13 protein-coding genes and 1 riboswitch are annotated in these 16,361 nt (G+C 66.9%); of the genes, 10 read left to right on the top strand and 3 right to left on the bottom strand.

What is annotated here, in order from left to right; all coding sequences use genetic code 11:
* Positions 1-104 precede the first annotated feature (104 nt).
* Positions 105-220, top strand: a riboswitch (glycine riboswitch).
* 169 nt (positions 221-389) lie between these two features.
* The 4 genes from gcvT to gcvPB are packed head-to-tail and all read left to right on the top strand — an operon-like array spanning position 390 to position 4,842.
* Positions 390-1,502 (top strand): glycine cleavage system aminomethyltransferase GcvT, encoded by a 1,113-nt coding sequence (gene gcvT, locus J2848_RS04400; RefSeq protein ID WP_149230283.1) that lies wholly within the window; start codon positions 390-392, stop codon positions 1,500-1,502.
* A gap of 52 nt (positions 1,503-1,554) precedes the next feature.
* Positions 1,555-1,929: a glycine cleavage system protein GcvH gene (gene gcvH, locus J2848_RS04395; RefSeq protein WP_149230284.1), complete on the top strand. Its 375-nt coding sequence runs from the start codon at positions 1,555-1,557 to the stop codon at positions 1,927-1,929.
* Position 1,930: 1 nt separating this feature from the next.
* Entirely contained in the window at positions 1,931-3,274 is a 1,344-nt protein-coding gene (gene gcvPA / locus J2848_RS04390) for an aminomethyl-transferring glycine dehydrogenase subunit GcvPA (protein WP_149230285.1), read from the top strand.
* Complete coding sequence (gcvPB, locus tag J2848_RS04385) at positions 3,271-4,842, top strand: aminomethyl-transferring glycine dehydrogenase subunit GcvPB (RefSeq protein ID WP_149230286.1); 1,572 nt, start codon at positions 3,271-3,273, stop codon at positions 4,840-4,842. Before gcvPA ends, gcvPB begins: the two co-directional genes overlap by 4 nt.
* Before the next feature lie 51 nt (positions 4,843-4,893).
* Here gcvPB and J2848_RS04380 read toward each other — a convergent pair whose 3' ends face one another.
* Complete coding sequence (locus tag J2848_RS04380; protein ID WP_149230287.1) at positions 4,894-5,109, bottom strand: hypothetical protein; 216 nt, start codon at positions 5,107-5,109, stop codon at positions 4,894-4,896.
* Positions 5,110-5,295: 186 nt separating this feature from the next.
* Between J2848_RS04380 and J2848_RS04375 the strand changes: the two genes are divergently transcribed.
* The 3 genes from J2848_RS04375 (at position 5,296) to J2848_RS04365 (ending at position 9,625) form a co-directional block, all read left to right on the top strand.
* Positions 5,296-7,941: a glycosyltransferase gene (locus tag J2848_RS04375; protein ID WP_149230288.1), complete on the top strand. Its 2,646-nt coding sequence runs from the start codon at positions 5,296-5,298 to the stop codon at positions 7,939-7,941.
* Between the two features lie 200 nt (positions 7,942-8,141).
* Positions 8,142-9,239, top strand: a complete 1,098-nt coding sequence (locus tag J2848_RS04370; protein ID WP_149230289.1) for a phosphotransferase family protein — start codon at positions 8,142-8,144, stop codon at positions 9,237-9,239.
* Entirely contained in the window at positions 9,239-9,625 is a 387-nt protein-coding gene (locus J2848_RS04365; protein WP_149230290.1) for a DUF6285 domain-containing protein, read from the top strand. The genes J2848_RS04370 and J2848_RS04365 overlap by 1 nt, the downstream gene beginning before the upstream one ends.
* Positions 9,626-9,677: 52 nt before the next feature.
* Here J2848_RS04365 and J2848_RS04360 read toward each other — a convergent pair whose 3' ends face one another.
* Positions 9,678-10,694 (bottom strand): sensor domain-containing diguanylate cyclase, encoded by a 1,017-nt coding sequence (locus J2848_RS04360; protein ID WP_149230291.1) that lies wholly within the window; start codon positions 10,692-10,694, stop codon positions 9,678-9,680.
* Positions 10,695-11,073: 379 nt separating this feature from the next.
* Between J2848_RS04360 and uvrB the strand changes: the two genes are divergently transcribed.
* The 3 genes from uvrB (at position 11,074) to J2848_RS04345 (ending at position 15,118) form a co-directional block, all read left to right on the top strand.
* Positions 11,074-13,215 (top strand): excinuclease ABC subunit UvrB, encoded by a 2,142-nt coding sequence (uvrB, locus tag J2848_RS04355; protein WP_149230292.1) that lies wholly within the window; start codon positions 11,074-11,076, stop codon positions 13,213-13,215.
* A gap of 108 nt (positions 13,216-13,323) precedes the next feature.
* On the top strand, positions 13,324-14,223 hold the full coding sequence (locus J2848_RS04350; RefSeq protein ID WP_246193718.1) for a lytic transglycosylase domain-containing protein: 900 nt from the start codon (positions 13,324-13,326) through the stop codon (positions 14,221-14,223).
* A gap of 37 nt (positions 14,224-14,260) precedes the next feature.
* Positions 14,261-15,118, top strand: coding sequence for an alpha/beta fold hydrolase (locus J2848_RS04345; RefSeq protein WP_246193737.1), 858 nt, complete (start codon positions 14,261-14,263; stop codon positions 15,116-15,118).
* A gap of 35 nt (positions 15,119-15,153) precedes the next feature.
* Here J2848_RS04345 and J2848_RS04340 read toward each other — a convergent pair whose 3' ends face one another.
* A complete protein-coding gene (locus tag J2848_RS04340) occupies positions 15,154-16,302 on the bottom strand; it encodes an alpha/beta hydrolase (protein ID WP_246193719.1) in 1,149 nt (382 codons plus the stop codon).
* Positions 16,303-16,361: the final 59 nt, after the last annotated feature.

The raw sequence follows: 16,361 nt of genomic DNA, 5'->3' as shown, positions 1-16,361 counted from the left end.
CCGCCTTCGCAGGGATGACGGCCGAGGCGGATGCGGATTTGGCAACAGATCCCCCGATTGACAAACCTGTCTGATCGCGACAAGGTGCGCCGCATATACGCCGATGATCCCTCGCGGGAGAGATCGCCCGTGGAACCACCGGAAACGGACAGGTCCGCGGGCGGCGCCGAAGGAGCAACCGCCCCCGGAAACTCTCAGGCAAAAGGACCGCAAGGGGATAAGGCAACTCTGGAAAGCAGCCTCGGCGCCCAGTCGCCGCGACTCACCGAAGGAGTAAACCGGGTGCCCGGCTCGACCGGACGACGGTGAATCTCTCAGGTCCAAGACAGAGGGGGCAGCGTCCCGCACCGATCCCGGCGCGGGTGCCGTAACCCTGTCGGAGGACCCGCGTGACCGAGGCCGCAACCGCTCTCAAGACCACCCCGCTGCACGCGCTCCATGTCGAGCTTGGCGCCCGCATGGTGCCCTTCGCCGGCTATGACATGCCGGTGCAGTATCCGCTGGGCATCCTGAAGGAGCACCAGCACACCCGCGAGAAGGCCGGGCTGTTCGACGTGTCCCACATGGGGCAGGTCCGCCTGACCGGCGATGATCCGGCCGCAGCATTGGAAACGCTGGTTCCTGGCGACATCAAGGGGCTGGCGCAGGGCCGCATGCGCTACACGCTGTTCCTGAACGAGCAGGGCGGCATCCTCGACGACCTGATGGTGACCAATGCCGGCGACCATCTGTTCCTGGTGGTCAATGCCGCCTGCAAGGAGCAGGACGTCGCCCATCTGCGCGAGAAGCTGGCCGGCAAGGCCGAGGTGGAGCTGCTGGACGATCTGGCGCTGATGGCCCTTCAGGGTCCGATGGCGGCCGAGGTGATGGCCCGCTTCGTGCCGGAAGCCGCCACCATGAAGTTCATGAGCTATCTGTCCGCCACCTTCAAGGGCGTGCCGGTGATCCTGACCCGCTCCGGCTACACCGGCGAGGACGGCTACGAGATCTCCTGCGACAAGGCCGATGCCGAGATGATCGCCCGTGCATTGCTGGGCGAATCGGAGGTCGAGGCGATCGGCTTGGGCGCCCGCGACTCGCTGCGGCTGGAGGCCGGGCTCTGCCTCTACGGCCACGACATCGACACCACCACGACGCCGGTCGAAGGTGCCTTGGAATGGACGCTGCCGAAGCGCCGCCGCGCCGAGGGCGGTTTCCCCGGCTATGACATCATCCACCGGCAGCTGACCGAGGGCGCCACGCGCCGCCGCGTCGGCATCCAGCCGGAAGGCCGCCAGCCGGCCCGCGAGCACACCGAAATCCAGGATGCCGACGGCACCGTTATCGGCGAGATCACCAGTGGCGGCTTCGGCCCGACTGCCGGTGCGCCGGTTGCCATGGGCTATGTCGATATCGCCAACTCCGCGGTCGGCACGCCGCTGACACTGGTCGTGCGCGGCAAGCCGCTGCCCGCCCGCGTCGCCGCCACGCCCTTCGTGCCGCAACGCTATTACCGGGGCTGACGCCTCGGGCCTTCAAACCACAAGCAACCGCTTTGAACAGGGAACCTTTCAGATGACCAAGAAATTCACCAAGGACCACGAGTGGGTTCAGGTCGATGGCGATGTCGCCACCGTCGGCGTCACCGACTTCGCCCAGAGCCAGCTGGGCGACGTGGTGTTCGTTGAGCTGCCCGAGGCCGGCCGCGTGCTGGAGCAGGGCAAGGAAGCCGCCGTCGTCGAATCGGTGAAGGCCGCCAGCGACGTCTACGCTCCGGTGTCCGGCACCGTCGTGGAGGCCAACCAGGCGCTGGTCGACGATCCGTCGATGGTCAACAGCGCCGCCGAGACTGAGGGTTGGTTCTTCAAGATCCAGTTGAAGGACGCCTCTGAACTCGATGGTCTGATGGACGAATCGGCCTACAAGGCCTTCGTGGAGGAAGCCCACTAACATGCGTTACCTGCCCCTGACCGAGGCCGACCGGCAGTCCATGCTGGAGGCCGTCCGCGCAACATCGGTCGAAGACCTGTTTCGCGATGTTCCAAAGTCGGCCCGGCTGGCCGGCCCGATCGGGGGCTTGCCCAACCATATGGGCGAGCTTGAGGTCGAACGGCTGCTCGGTTCCCTGGCGGCCAAGAATGTGCCGGCCGGGTCGGTGCCGAGTTTCCTCGGCGCCGGTGCCTACCGTCACCATGTGCCGGCCACCGTCGACCATCTGGTCCAGCGCGGCGAGTTCCTGACCGCCTACACGCCGTACCAGCCGGAGGTGAGCCAGGGCACGCTGCAGGTCCTGTTCGAATTCCAGACCCAGGTCGCGCTGCTGACCGGCATGGATGTGGCCAACGCCTCGATGTATGACGGCGCCACCTCCTGCGCCGAAGCGGTGATGATGGCCAACCGCGTCACCAGGCGGAAGAAGGCGATCCTGTCCGGCGGTCTGCACCCGCATTACCGCGACGTGACCACCACCGACGCCCGCTTCATCGGCTTCGAGGCGGTGGCCCTGCCGGCCGCCCCGACCGGCGGCGAGGATCTGCTGGCACTGGTCGACGACAAGACCTCCTGCGTCGTCGTGCAGAACCCGGACGTGTTCGGTCATGTCCGCGACTACACCGATCTGGCCGCCGCCTGCCAAGCCAAGGGCGCCCTGCTGATCGTCGTGGTGACGGAAGCCCTGTCGCTCGGCCTGCTGACGCCGCCGGGCGACATGGGCGCCGACATCGTCGCGGCGGAAGGCCAGTCCTTCGGCAATGCGCTGAACTTCGGCGGCCCCTATGTCGGGCTGTTCGCGGTGAAGGATAAGTACGTCCGCCAGATGCCGGGCCGCCTGTGCGGCGAGACGGTGGACGCCGACGGCCGCCGCGGTTTCGTGCTGACGCTCTCCACCCGCGAGCAGCACATCCGCCGCGAGAAGGCGACCTCGAACATCTGCACCAACTCCGGCCTGTGCGCGCTGGCCTTCTCGATCCATGTCAGTCTGCTGGGCGAGGCGGGGATCACGCAGCTGGCGCAGCTGAACCATGCCAAGGCGGTCCAGATGGCCGACAAGCTGGCCGCGGTTCCGGGTGTCCAGGTGCTGAACGACGGCTTCTTCAACGAATTCACTGTCAAGCTGCCGAAGCCGGCCGCCGCGGTGGTCGAGGAACTCGCCAGGCGCCGCATCCTGGGCGGCGTTCCGGTGTCGCGCCTCTATCCGGGCGAGATGGAAGACCTTCTGCTGGTCGCCGTCACCGAGACCAACACCGACGCCGACATGGACGCCTTCGCTGCCGCGCTCACTGAGGTATTGGCATGAGCATGAACAACCAGGGCCGTCCGTCGGCCATTCCCGCCGGCAGCGCCGGGTTCGACGGCGTGACCGGCACCGTCACCGGCAACCGCGGACTCCAGATCGAAGAGCCGCTGATCTTCGAACAGGACAGCGCCGGCCGCACCGGCGTCGACCTGCCCGACGTGCCGAAGGTCGCCACTCGCCTGGGTGCGGTGAAGCCGCGCGCCAAGGTCGGGCTGCCCGGTCTTGCCGAGCCGCAGGTGGTCCGCCACTACACCCGCCTGTCGCAGAAGAACTACGCCATCGACAGCGGGTTCTATCCGCTCGGCTCCTGCACGATGAAGCACAACCCGCGCCTGAACGAGAAGATGGCGCGGCTGCCGGGCTTCTCCGACGTACACCCGATGCAGCCGGTCAGCACGGTGCAGGGTGCGCTGGAACTGATGGACCAGCTGGCCTATTGGCTGAAGACGCTGACCGGCATGGCCGCCGTGACGCTGGCGCCCGCCGCCGGTGCCCATGGCGAGATGTGCGGCATCATGGCGATCCGCGCCGCGCATGAAGCCAAGGGCGACAGCGGCCGCACCAAGATCCTGGTGCCGGAAAGCGCCCACGGCACCAACCCGGCGACCGCCGCCGCCTGCGGCTACAGCGTCGATGCCATCCCGGCGACCGCCGACGGCCGTGTCGATCTGGAGGCGCTGAAGGCCAAGCTCGGTCCCGACGTCGCCGGCCTGATGCTGACCAACCCCAACACCTGCGGCCTGTTCGAACGCGACATCGTCGCGATCGCCGAGGCGGTGCATGCGGCCGGCGCCTATTTTTATTGCGACGGCGCCAACTTCAACGCCATCGTTGGGCGGGTGCGTCCAGCCGACCTCGGCATCGACGTCATGCACATCAACCTGCACAAGACCTTCTCCACCCCGCATGGCGGCGGTGGTCCGGGGTCGGGGCCGGTGGTGTTCGCGGAGTCGCTGGCGCCCTACATCCCGGTGCCCTACGTCACCCACGGCAGGGGCGGCTTCGCGCTGGTCGAGAATGCCGGCGAGGGACCGGCCTTCGGCCGCATGAAGGCCTTCCACGGCCAGATGGGCATGTTCGTCCGCGCTTTGTCCTACATGCTGAGTCATGGCGCCGACGGGCTGTGGCAGGCGTCGGGCGACGCGGTGCTGAACGCCAACTATGTGATGGCACGGCTGGAGGACGTGATGACGGCCTCCTTCGAAGGGCCGTGCATGCATGAATGCCTGTTCGACGACCGTTTCCTGAAGGGGACGGGGGTCACCACGCTCGACATGGCGAAGGCGCTGATCGACGAGGGCTTCCACCCGATGACCATGTATTTCCCGCTGGTCGTCCACGGCGCCCTGCTGATCGAGCCGACCGAGACGGAAAGCAAGGCCAGCCTCGACCAGTTCGTCGACGCGCTCCGTGCGCTGGCCGAGCGGGCGAAGTCGGGGGACGTCGCCTATTTCCAGGCCGCTCCGCGCCTGACACCACGCCGGCGCCTGGACGAGACGGCCGCCGCCCGCAAGCCTGTCCTACGCTGGACCCCACCGGTTCCGGCGGAAGCTCTGGCGGCGGATTAAGGATGGACTGGAAGCTCCCCCTCCCCGCATGGGAGAGGGAGCTTTTTCTTGTTACCTATCGGTCTTTCCGACGTACTTGTCGGCCTTCTTCTGATCCTCGGCGGCCTCGCGGGCCATTTCCTCGCCGATCTTGGGATCGATGCTCTTGGCCTCCTCGATCAGGTCGCGCGCCTTGCGGGCGTCGCCGTCGGCGGCCTTGTCCAGCGCCTGTTCGGCCAGATCGTGGGCCTTCTTGTGTTCGGGGCTGTCTTCGTGGCGGGTGGCCATGGGGCGTTCTCCTGTGTTGCGGGAGTGGGAACCGGACGTTGTCCAACAGGAGTTGCCGGCCGGGGTTCCGCTCTCCGCACTGCACAAAAAATTTTCGGAAGCGGCGGAATAGGGAAGTGGGTTTGCCCGTTTGTGCGGATGTCCGGTGGCGAACGGCCACCCTGCAACAGGGCACGCGAACTCCCCATGAGCAACCCGAAGAACTCGATCCGGCGCGCAGCCATCGCCGCCGCCGTGCTGGCCGTGACTGCCGGTCAAGCGTCCTTCTGGTCCTGGCGCAATGCGCCGACGCCGGTGGAGGCGGAACCGGGCCGCATCGAATCGGTGTCCTACTCGCCCTCTGGCCGTAATTACGACCCCAACCACCAGCCGGTGGTGCCGCGGAAAGACATCGAGAAGGACATGACCGCCATCGCCGGCTTCGCCGATGGGGTCCGCACCTACTCGACGCTCGGCTCGCAGGGCGAGGTGCCGGAGATCGCGGTGTCCAAGGGGTTGGACGTCACGCTCGGCATCTGGCTGAGCAAGGACAAGGCCCGCAATGAACGGGAGGTGCTGCACGGCATCGCGCTCGCCAAGGAATTCCGCGGCATCAAGCGCATCGTCGTCGGCAACGAGACGCTGCTGCGCGCCGAACTGACCGATGCCGAACTGGCCTCCTACATCAAGCGCGTGCGCGCCGCCGTCCCGGCCAACATCAAGGTCGGCACCGCCGACGTCTGGTCGGAGATGGTCAAGGCCGACGCCACGGTGAAGGCGTCCGACTTCATGGGCGTCCACGTCCTGCCCTACTGGGAAGGCGTGCCGGTGTCCGACGCGCTGACCTGGATCCGCGACCGGCTCGACACCGTGCGCAAGGCCCATCCGGGCAAGGCGCTGTTCGTCGGCGAGGTCGGCTGGCCGTCGGGTGGCGAGAACTTCCACGACGCCTACCCGACGCCGGAAGCCCAGGCCGCCGTCGTCCGCGGTTTCGCGGCGGAAGCCAACGCGCTCGGCCTGCATTACAATGTCGTCGAGGCCTTCGACGGCATCTGGAAGTCCACCATCGAAGGCTCGCCCGGCCCGACCTGGGGCGTGCTGGATGCCGACCGTCAGCCGAAATGGTCGATGACCGGCGCAGTCGCCGCCCCCTATGGTGAGCGGGTCGGTGCGGGCGTCGCCATCGCCGTCGGCCTCGCCCTGTCGGCTTTCGCTGTGTTCCGCCGCCGGACCAATGCCGGCTTCGCGCTGGCCGCCTCGCTGGGCGCCAACATCATCGGCTTCGCCATCGGGTCGGCGGTTGCCGGCGCTTTCTCCGAATATCTGACCTTCGGTGCCGTCACCACCTGGGGCTCCGCCTTCGCGCTGGGCACCTTGATGATGAGCGTCGCCTTCGCCGATCTGGTGGATGTCGCCCGCCGGCTGCTGACCGGCCGCGCCCCGGCCCTGCTGCCGCATGCGGTCCCCAGCACCGACCACCAGCCGATGGTCTCCATCCACGTCGCCGCCTGCCGCGAGCAGCCGGACGTGCTGAACGCCACGCTGGCCTCGCTGTCGCGGCTCGACTACCCGAACTACGAGGTCGTCGTCCTGATCAACAACACCGAGGAGGAGCATCTGGTCCGCCCGGTGGAGGAGATGTGCCGGGCGCTGGGGCCGAAGTTCAAGTTCCACTGGTACAAGAAGATCTCCGGCTTCAAGGCTGGCGCCCTGAACGCCGCGCTGCGCCATACCGACCGGGCCGCCGAGATCGTCGCTGTGCTGGACGCCGACTACACCGTGTCGCCCGATTGGCTGTCGAAGCTGGCCCCGACCTTCGCCGACCCGTCGGTCGGCATCGTCCAGGCGCCGCAGGAACACCGCGACGGCCACGAGACGGCGCTGAAGTCCGCGATGACCGCCGAGTATCGTCCCTTCTTTGACGTCGGCATGCAGGAAGGCGTGTCGTCCCAGGCCTTCATCTGCCATGGCACGATGATCATGCTGCGCCGCTCGGCGATGGATCAGGTCGGCGGCTGGTCGGAGGCCGGCATCTGCGAGGATACCGAGCTGGGCCTGCGCATCCTGTCGGCCGGCTACCGCGCCGCCTACACCGACGAGCGCCTCGGCGCCGGTCTGGCCCCGGACAACTTCATGCAGTTCCGCAAGCAGCGTGACCGCTGGGTGTTCGGCTCCACGCAGATCGTCCGTGCCCACTGGAAGAAGTTCCTGCCGGGTTCGGCCGAGCTGAGCACGCGGCAGAAGCTGGGCTACGTCACCAACTGGATCCGCTGGTGGTCCGACGCCGTCGGCCTGTTCGCCGCCGCCGCCGCAGTGATCTGGACCTTCGCCTCGCTGGTTCTGCCGCTGCACCTGCCGCCGGTGGCCGCCACCGCCGCCGTCCTGGGTGCCCTGGTCCTGCGTGCCGGTTCCAGCCTGCTGGCCTCGCGCTATGCCTCCGGTAACAGCTGGAAGGAAAGCCTGGGTGCCTGCGCCGTCGGCATGGCGCTGTCCACCACCGTCGCCCTGGCCGTCGTCCGCGGTCTGGTCCGCAAGCATGACGCCTTCCGGGTGACCGCCAAGGGTGGCAAGCGCACCGCCGGCCGCTTCTGCGCCAAGCCGGAAGCCTGGCTGTCGGCCGCCCTTGTCGCCGCCTCCACCACCGCCGCTCTGGTCAATCCGCTGGGCACCCTGTCGCTGGAACTGTGGTCGATCCTGCTCGCCGCCATGGCGGTGCCGAACCTGATGGCCGTCGCCTTCGGCATCGGTGATGTGCTGCCGGTCCGCGATACCAAGCCGGCCCCGGTTCCCGCCACCCCGCAGGCCAATCAGTCCGGCCAGGAGCAGGGGGCGAACCAGCCGGTCGCCGCGTAAGCTCTCAACGCCCCATGCAAAATACGGCCCCTTTCCCGTCCATCCGACGGGGGAGGGGCCGACTTTTTTGGGGGTGTAGTCGCTTTTCTCACCAAGGTGAAGCTTGTCGGCAACAGCGCTTCGTGCCTACCATCGGCGGCTGAGACCGTAAAAAGACGCGCGGCCCCAACGCGCCCGGCAACCTTCCGAGGGAGAATGTCATGCACGTCGTGAAAGCGTCCGACCAGTCCCCGCCATCGCTGCTGTCCGGTGACAACCGGGTTCGACTGGAACAGTGGCTGGCTGCACAGGCCGACGCGTCCCGGGTTACGGTGACGGAGGATGGCCGGCTCGGCGGCGGTGCAATCTCCCTGAACTTGGCGGTGACACTGGACGTCGACGGTGGGCCGCTGACCGGGCGCCATGCCTGCGTATTGCGGGCCGAGGGCGGCGGGCGCATCTCCGCCAGCATTGGCAAGCTGCGGGAATTCGTGGTGCTGCGTGCCGCCTTCGCAGCCGGGGTGATGGCGCCGGAGCCGCTGCTCGGCTGCGACGATCCGGCCGTGCTGGGCCATGACTTCTACATCATGCGGCGGGCCGAAGGGCTTGGTGCCGGCCATGCTGTGACGCGGTCGGAGGTGGCGCAGCCGGAGCTGGCGCGCGAACTCGGGCGGCAACTCGGCCTGCTGCACCGGATCACACCGGAGACCGAAGGGCTCGACCGGCTGGGCGAGGCGCCGGACTGCCCGGCGCAGGAAACGCTGGCTCAGTTCCGCCGCTGGTTCGGCGAGTTGGCGCGCCGCGATCCGGTGATCGCCTGGGGGCTGCGCTGGCTGGAGGTCAACGCGCCGTTGCCGGGGGCGGTGGTGCTGTGCCATCGCGATTTCCGCACTGGCAATTATCTGGTCAAGGACGGCGCGCTGACTGCGATTCTGGATTGGGAGTTCTCGGGATTCAGCGACCCGATGGAGGATCTGGGCTGGTTCTGTGCCCGCTCCTGGCGCTTCCGCCGGCCCGACCGCGAGGCGGGCGGCATTGCCGATCGCGCAGATTTCTACGCCGGCTACGAGGAGACCTCCGGCCGCCGTGTCGATCCGGCGCGCGTCGCCTATTGGGAGACGGCGGCCTATCTGCGTTGGGCGGCGATCGCGGTGGAACAGGGGCTGCGCCACAGCTCCGGTGCCGAGCGCTCGCTGGAACTGGCGCTGACCGGGCGGATGCTGCCGGAGATCGAGATGGACATGCTGCGCCATCTGCGCGCCATCGGCGGCATGGCGGTTGACAGTGTGGCATCTGGCGCCGTGGAAAAGGTGGCCTGATGCGCGCCAATCCCGACGCCCGCGGCCTGCTGGAGATCGCCGCCACCACCTTCCGCGCCGACGTGCTTCCCCATGTGGCGCCGGAAGCCCGTTTCGCCGCCCTGATGGTCGCCAACGCACTGGAGATCGCCGAACGGGAATTGAAGGGGCTGGATGCCGCCGGCCATTCGATGCTGGGTGCGCTCTCCCTGCTCTATGGCGAGGATGCCGACGACGCGCTGTCCGGTGAGGATCTGCGCAAGCGGGTGGAAGCCTTGCAGCACCGCCTGTGCATCGAGATCGCCGCCGGCGACTTCGACAATGAGGGCCAGGATGTGCTGATGGACTCACTGGAAGCCATCGTTGAAGCGCGGCTGGGAATCTCCAACCCGAAAGCGCTGGGGTAGGGTCTGCAATAGGGGCGCCGGGATATGGGAATCCGGCGCCCCGTTCCCCCGATCAGACTCCGAGCGCCTTCCGTTCGCGCTTCACCTCGTACATTGCGGCATCCGCCTTTCTCAACGCGGCATCCACGTCGAGGAGGCGCGGATCGGCGGCGGTGGGGCCGAAGCTTGCGCCGGAATAGTGCAACGTGACGCCGCGCAACAGGTAATTCCCGGTCAGCAGCGGTGCCAGGCGGTCGCACAGGGCCTTCGCTGCCGCTTGGCCTGCGGTTTCCCCGGCAGGTCCCAGTCCGGTGACGATGAATTCGTCGCCGCCGAAGCGAGCCAGGACGTCGCCTGCCCGGAGACCGTCGGATAGCCGCTTTCCGACCTCGATCAGAAACACGTCGCCGACTTCATGCCCGTGACTGTCGTTGATCGCCTTGAAGCCATCCAGATCGATGAAGGCGATCAGGACCGTCTGCCCCGTCGCTTCGGCTTCGGCGAACAGACGGCCCATCTCCTTCAGAAGGAAGCGACGGTTGGGCAATCCGGTCAGCACGTCGGTGAAGGAATGGGCTTCCAGCGCGCTGTTGACCGATTGCAGGTTCTTCAGAAGCTGCTCCCGCTCGACATGCAGGCCGATGAGCGAGGAGAAGAGTCGGAGAGTCTGCTCACCCTTCGGCGTCAGCGGCTTGCGTTCCGAGCCGGCCGCGCACAGCGTCCCGAACAGAGTGCCGTCATTCAGCCTGACCGGAGTGCTGACATAGGTCTGGATGCCGAGGGCCTTGGCGGCGTCACAGTCGCCCCACAGCGTCGGCACGTCGTCGGTATAGTACTTCCCCTCGTCGAGTGCCCGCTTGCATAGGGTTCCCTCCCAGGGAACGACGAGTCCCTCGGGAATCGTCATTGTCTTGGTGTTGTAGGAGAACAGAACCTTCTGTACGCCCAAGTCCTGATCAATGCAGGTCAGATAGGTCGCTTCGAGTTCCGTCACCGCTTCCAGCAGGCTCAGCAGAGGGCGGGTTAGGTCTTCCACCGAGCGGGCGGAAGAGAGTGTTTCGGAAATCTCGGAGAAGAACTTGTCTGACATGGTAAGGTCTGCCGAATATGCGTAGGGTCGTTAACCGAGGCATTGAAGCGGCGTCAGGTGGATTTGGCTTCCTATCGAATTGACCGGAGCCGCTCCGTAAAGCGTGTAAGCTTTACTCTCTAAACAGGATAGTGCCATACCCCATTGCGACGCTCAAGATCCAGACGCAGAGCGAAATTTCCTTCGTTCCCTGGGTGATTTTCTTTCTTCATTACTCGTGTAGCAGGTTGTGATCCGGCCGGATTGGGGAAGTGGAACCTCAACAGTGGTCATGCTTGCCATTCCCTATAACGCTCAGCCCGCGCTCGACAGATGGGGGCATTGCGGCCATATAATCGGTTCCCGTTCCGTACCCCTCCTCTGATCGGATCGTCGCCCCATGGCAAGTCCCGTCCTGTCCGCCATTCCCGCGAGGCCGCTCGCGAAGCTGGAAGCCGGAAAGCAGTTCGTCATCTCGTCGGACTTCACGCCCTCGGGCGACCAGCCGAACGCCATTGAGGAGCTGACCGCCGGACTGCGGCAGGGCGAGAAGGATCAGGTGCTGCTGGGTGTCACCGGGTCGGGCAAGACCTTCACCATGGCGCATGTCATCCAGACGGTGCAGCGCCCCACGCTGATCCTGGCGCCCAACAAGACGCTGGCGGCGCAGCTCTATGGCGAGATGAAGTCCTTCTTCCCGAACAATGCGGTGGAGTACTTCGTCTCCTACTACGACTATTACCAGCCGGAAGCCTACGTCCCGCGCACCGACACCTACATCGAGAAGGAATCCTCGATCAACGAGCAGATCGACCGTATGCGCCACTCGGCGACGCGGGCTCTGCTCGAGCGTGACGACGTCATCATCGTGGCGTCGGTGTCCTGCATCTACGGTATCGGCTCGGTCGAGACCTATTCGGAGATGACGGTCGACCTGCGCAAGGGCGAGATGATCGCCCAGCCCGAATTGCTGCGCAAGCTGACCGAGCTTCAGTACAAGCGCAACGACGCCGCCTTCGGCCGCGGCCTGTTCCGCGTGCGCGGCGATACGGTGGAGCTCTTCCCGGCCCATATGGAAGACCGGGCGTGGCGCATCTCGCTGTTCGGCGACGAGATCGAGGGCATCCACGAGATCGACCCGCTGACCGGCGAGAAGCTGGCGGCGCTGGAGGCGGTGCGCGTCTATCCGAACAGCCACTATGTGACGCCGAAGCCGACGCTGAATCAGGCAATATCCCAGATCAAGAAGGATCTGAAGGACCGGTTGGAGGAGTTCGCCGCCGAGGGCAAGCTGCTGGAGGCTCAGCGGCTTGAGCAGCGCACAACCTTCGACATCGAGATGATGGCGGCGACCGGCTCCTGCGCCGGCATCGAGAATTATTCGCGCTACCTGACCGGCCGCGCACCGGGCGAGCCGCCGCCGACCCTGTTCGAATATCTGCCGGGCGACGCGCTGCTGATCGTCGACGAAAGCCACGTCATGGTACCGCAGATCGGCGGCATGTACCGTGGCGACTTGATGCGGAAATCGACGCTGTCCGATTACGGTTTCCGCCTGCCCAGCGCCAAGGACAACCGTCCGCTGAAGTTCGAGGAATGGGAGGGTATGCGGCCGCAGACGGTCTTCGTCTCCGCCACGCCCGGCCCTTGGGAGATGGAGCGCACCGGCGGTGTCTTCACCGAACAGCTGGTCCGCCCGACCGGCCTGATCGACCCGCCGGTGATTATCCGTCCGACCGAGACCCAGGTCGACGACCTGATCGGCGAGTGTAAGGAGGTGGTCGCCAAGGGCTATCGCGTGCTGGTCACCACCCTGACCAAGAAGATGGCGGAGGCGCTGACCGAATACATGCACGAGGCCGGATTGCGCGTGCGCTACATCCACTCCGACGTGGAGACGCTGGAGCGTATCGAGATCATCCGGGACCTGCGGCTGGGCGCCTATGACGTGCTGGTCGGCATCAACCTGCTGCGCGAGGGTCTGGACATCCCGGAATGTGCGCTGGTGGCAATCCTGGACGCCGACAAGGAAGGCTATCTGCGCAGCAAGACCTCGCTGATCCAGACCATCGGCCGCGCCGCGCGCAACATCGACGGGCGGGCGATCCTCTATGCCGACAAGATCACCGACAGCATGAAGTACGCCATCGACGAGACGGCACGCCGCCGCGAGAAGCAGATGGCCTATAATCTGGAACACGGCATCACGCCGGAATCGGTGAAGAAGGCGATCGGCGACATTCTGGAAAGCGTGTTCGAGCGTGGCGACCATGTGACGGTGAAGACCGGCCTGAACTCCAACGAGCTGGTCGGGCACAACCTGAAGAGCGTCATCGCCGATCTGGAAAAGCGCATGCGCGCCGCCGCCGCCGACCTGGAATTCGAAGAGGCCGCCCGCCTGCGCGATGAGCTGCGCCGGCTGGAGGCAATGGACCTGGGGCTGGAAACCCCCGGCAGCATCGGCATCAGCAGCGCCCGCCAGGGCCGCGGCATTCCGGAAGGGGCGCCGAAGAAGCAGGGGCGTCGGCGTCGCGGGCCGTGAGCCACTCCTGCCGAACCGCCCTTGTCGACCCACCCTTGTCCTGAACAGGTTGCAACACCATACTTGCGCTTCCCGTAGGATGGTGCGGGGTCGCAGGAGGGCTGAGGGTTGCTTGTTCGTCGTGTCGTGATGGTGCCGCTGATTGCGCTGGCGCTGTGGGGCGCCGGCTTCGGTTCGGTCTCCATCGCGTCGGCGGCGGACGCGCAATCGATGGCGAAGCCGAAGGCGGTGGCTGAACTGCCGCCCCCGTCATTGAAGACCAAGTCCGGCGATTGCGAACTGGCGGAGCAGGGCGACGCCAATGCCGCATTCCGGCTGGCCCGCCGCTATCTGTTCGGCAAGGGGGTTCGCAAGGACCGGCGGCTCGGCACGGCCTGGCTGCGCGCCGCCGCCTCGCGCGGACATCCGGAGGCGCGGCGGCTGGTCAACTACGTCCCTGGCCGCATGGGGCGCATCCGTCCCTGGTGCCGGCCCGGCGCAGGTCCGGTGCGCGAGGTCGGTCCTCCTCCGGCAGAGGTGGTGGCGCTGGTCAACTCCATCGCGCCGAAATATGGTCTCGATCCGGCGCTGGTGCTGGCGGTGATCCAGGCGGAAAGCGCCTTCCGCACCGATGCGGTGTCGCCGAAGGATGCCGCCGGCCTGATGCAGCTGATCCCCGATACAGCCGATCGCTTCGGTGTCGGCGACGTCTTCGACCCGAAGCAGAACATCACCGGCGGGGTGAAGTACCTGCGCTGGCTGCTGGCCTATTTCCAGGGCGACGTGACGCTGGCGCTGGCCGGCTACAATGCCGGGGAGGGGGCGGTCGACCGCTACAAGGGCGTGCCGCCCTATGACGAGACCCGCAACTACGTCCGCATCATCCGCCGCCTCTACGACAACACCCGCCATCCCTTCGACGGGGCGGTGACGGAGCCGTCTTCGGCGATGCCGGCCATTCGCGCTGCGGCGGAACGCGCTGTCGAGGCGGAGTTGCCTCGCGGCGCCAAATCGCCGAAAAAGGGATAGCCCCGTCATTTCCGAACAGGAGTGCCCGCCCGTGCCGATGTCCGAACGCAACGTCCTCGGCCTCAGCGCCGCCGGGTTCCACAAGATCGCCTACACCCAGTGGGGGCGGGACGACGCGGCGCGGACAGCGGTGTGCGTCCATGGACTGACGCGGAACGGCCGTGATTTCGACCGGCTGGCGCTCGCCCTGGCCGATGGCTGGCGCGTCGCCTGTCCCGACGTGGTCGGGCGCGGGCGCAGCGACTGGTTGCCGGTGCCGGCGCTCTACGGCTATCCGCAATATTGTGCCGACATGGTGGCGCTGATCGCCCGCATGGGGGTGGAGACGGTCGACTGGATCGGCACCTCGATGGGCGGGCTGATCGGCATGACGCTGGCGGCGCAGGCCAACAGCCCGATCCGTCGCATGGTCATCAACGATGTCGGTCCCTTTATCGCCCAGGCCGGGTTGCAGCGGATCGCCGACTATGTCGGCAAGGACCCGGTGTTCGAGGATCTGCCGGCGCTGGAATCCTACCTGCGCTTCGTGCTGATGGGGTTCGGCACGATCAGCGACGACTGCTGGCGCCACATGGCGCAGCACAGCGCCCGGCCGCTGCCCGACGGGCGTTTCCGGCTCGCCTATGATCCCGCCATCGGCGACGCGTTCAAGACGGCGCCGATCGGCGATGTCGATCTGTGGGCGCTGTGGGATCGGGTGCGCTGCCCGGTACTGGTCCTGCGCGGCGCGGACTCCGATCTGCTGAGCGCCGAGACGGCGGAGAGAATGGCGGAGCGTGGACCGGGGGCCGCGGGTCTGGTGCGGGTGGTGGAAATCCCCAATACCGGCCATGCCCCGTCGCTGATGACGGACGGGCAGATCGCCATCGTCCGCAACTTCCTGGCGGAAGGGTGAGGGCGGAGGGCTGAGCAGCCCTCCGGAGCCGGTGATCAGTTCACCCGGCGCAGCACCGTGTCGAGCCGGCCATGGCCGTCCTTGTCCAGCCAGCTGGCGGCGACCCGGCCATCGGGGCGCAGACGGTAGCGCAGGATGTTGCGGCCCTTCTCGTCGAAGACCAGCTCGCCATTCTCGATCCGGCCCTTGCGGCGCACCCGCTCGGCGGGCTGGTCTGCTTCCATGCCGGCGCCGAGCACATAGTCGGCATAGACGGCGTCGCCCTCCGCCTTCTCCACCGACAGCGCGACCTCGCGGCCATTGATGTAGCTGCCGTACCACATGCCCATATAGGGACGCAGGGCGGTGGTGGCGTCGTTGCCCTTGGCGGAGCCAGAGGCGTTGGCGGGCAGGGCGGCCTGCAGCATCTCGGCACTGGGGCTGCGGCCCCAGGTCTCGTCGCAGGGCGGGTCATTCGAGGACGGGGGCTCTTCGGCGAAGCGGACGATGCAGGCGCCGAAGCGGCGGACGAACAGGCCTGTGTTGGCAGCGCCATGACCGGTCAGCAGCGACGGCTGGTCGACGATCAGGCTGCTCAGCCCGCGCTGGGTCAGGATATTGCGGGTCGGCTCGGCGCGCCCACCCGGATCGAAGTCGTCGCCGTGGAAGAGGAACATCATCACCCGTGCCCGGCGCACCTCACGCAGGATCGGCCAGAGCTGGGCGGCATTTTCGCGGTAGCTGTCGAAGGCCTCGGTGAAGTTGCCGAAGGCGGCCGGGGCCGTGGCAATGACCGCGTCGATGGCATTGGTCTGGCCGGCGGCGATCAGCGAGATGAAGGCGCCGAAGGACTGGCCGGTCAGGGCGACCCGGCGATAGCCCTTGGCCTTCAGCGCTTCCGAATAGCCGGCGAGTGCGCGGGAGCTGTTGGGCAGGGTGTCGCTGACCCGCATGCGATCGAGCCGGTAGACGTCCCAGCCGGCGTCGCGCAGAGCCTTCATGTAGAGTGGGGTGGGGGCCTCCGAATCCTCGGAGTCGACCGAGCGGCCGTGGCTCCACACCACGGCGCCCCGCGCCTTGGCCGGGCCGGTCAGCGATGCCTCGCCATAGGCGGACTTCAGAACGATCTGTGCCGTTGCCGGACGGGCGACCGTCAGGCCTCCGGCGACAGCCAGTCCGATCGTTGCGACCAGTCCGAGAACCATCCCCCGAATTGTCCGCCTCATGCCCAGCGATCCCCCTGTACTGCTTAGTCGCTTCAGGA

It is taken from the genome of Azospirillum lipoferum (genome assembly GCF_024170005.1).
GTDB lineage: Bacteria > Pseudomonadota > Alphaproteobacteria > Azospirillales > Azospirillaceae > Azospirillum > Azospirillum lipoferum.
The sequence above is the reverse complement of the archived record's forward strand: the minus strand, read 5'-3'. Positions and strand labels throughout refer to the sequence as shown.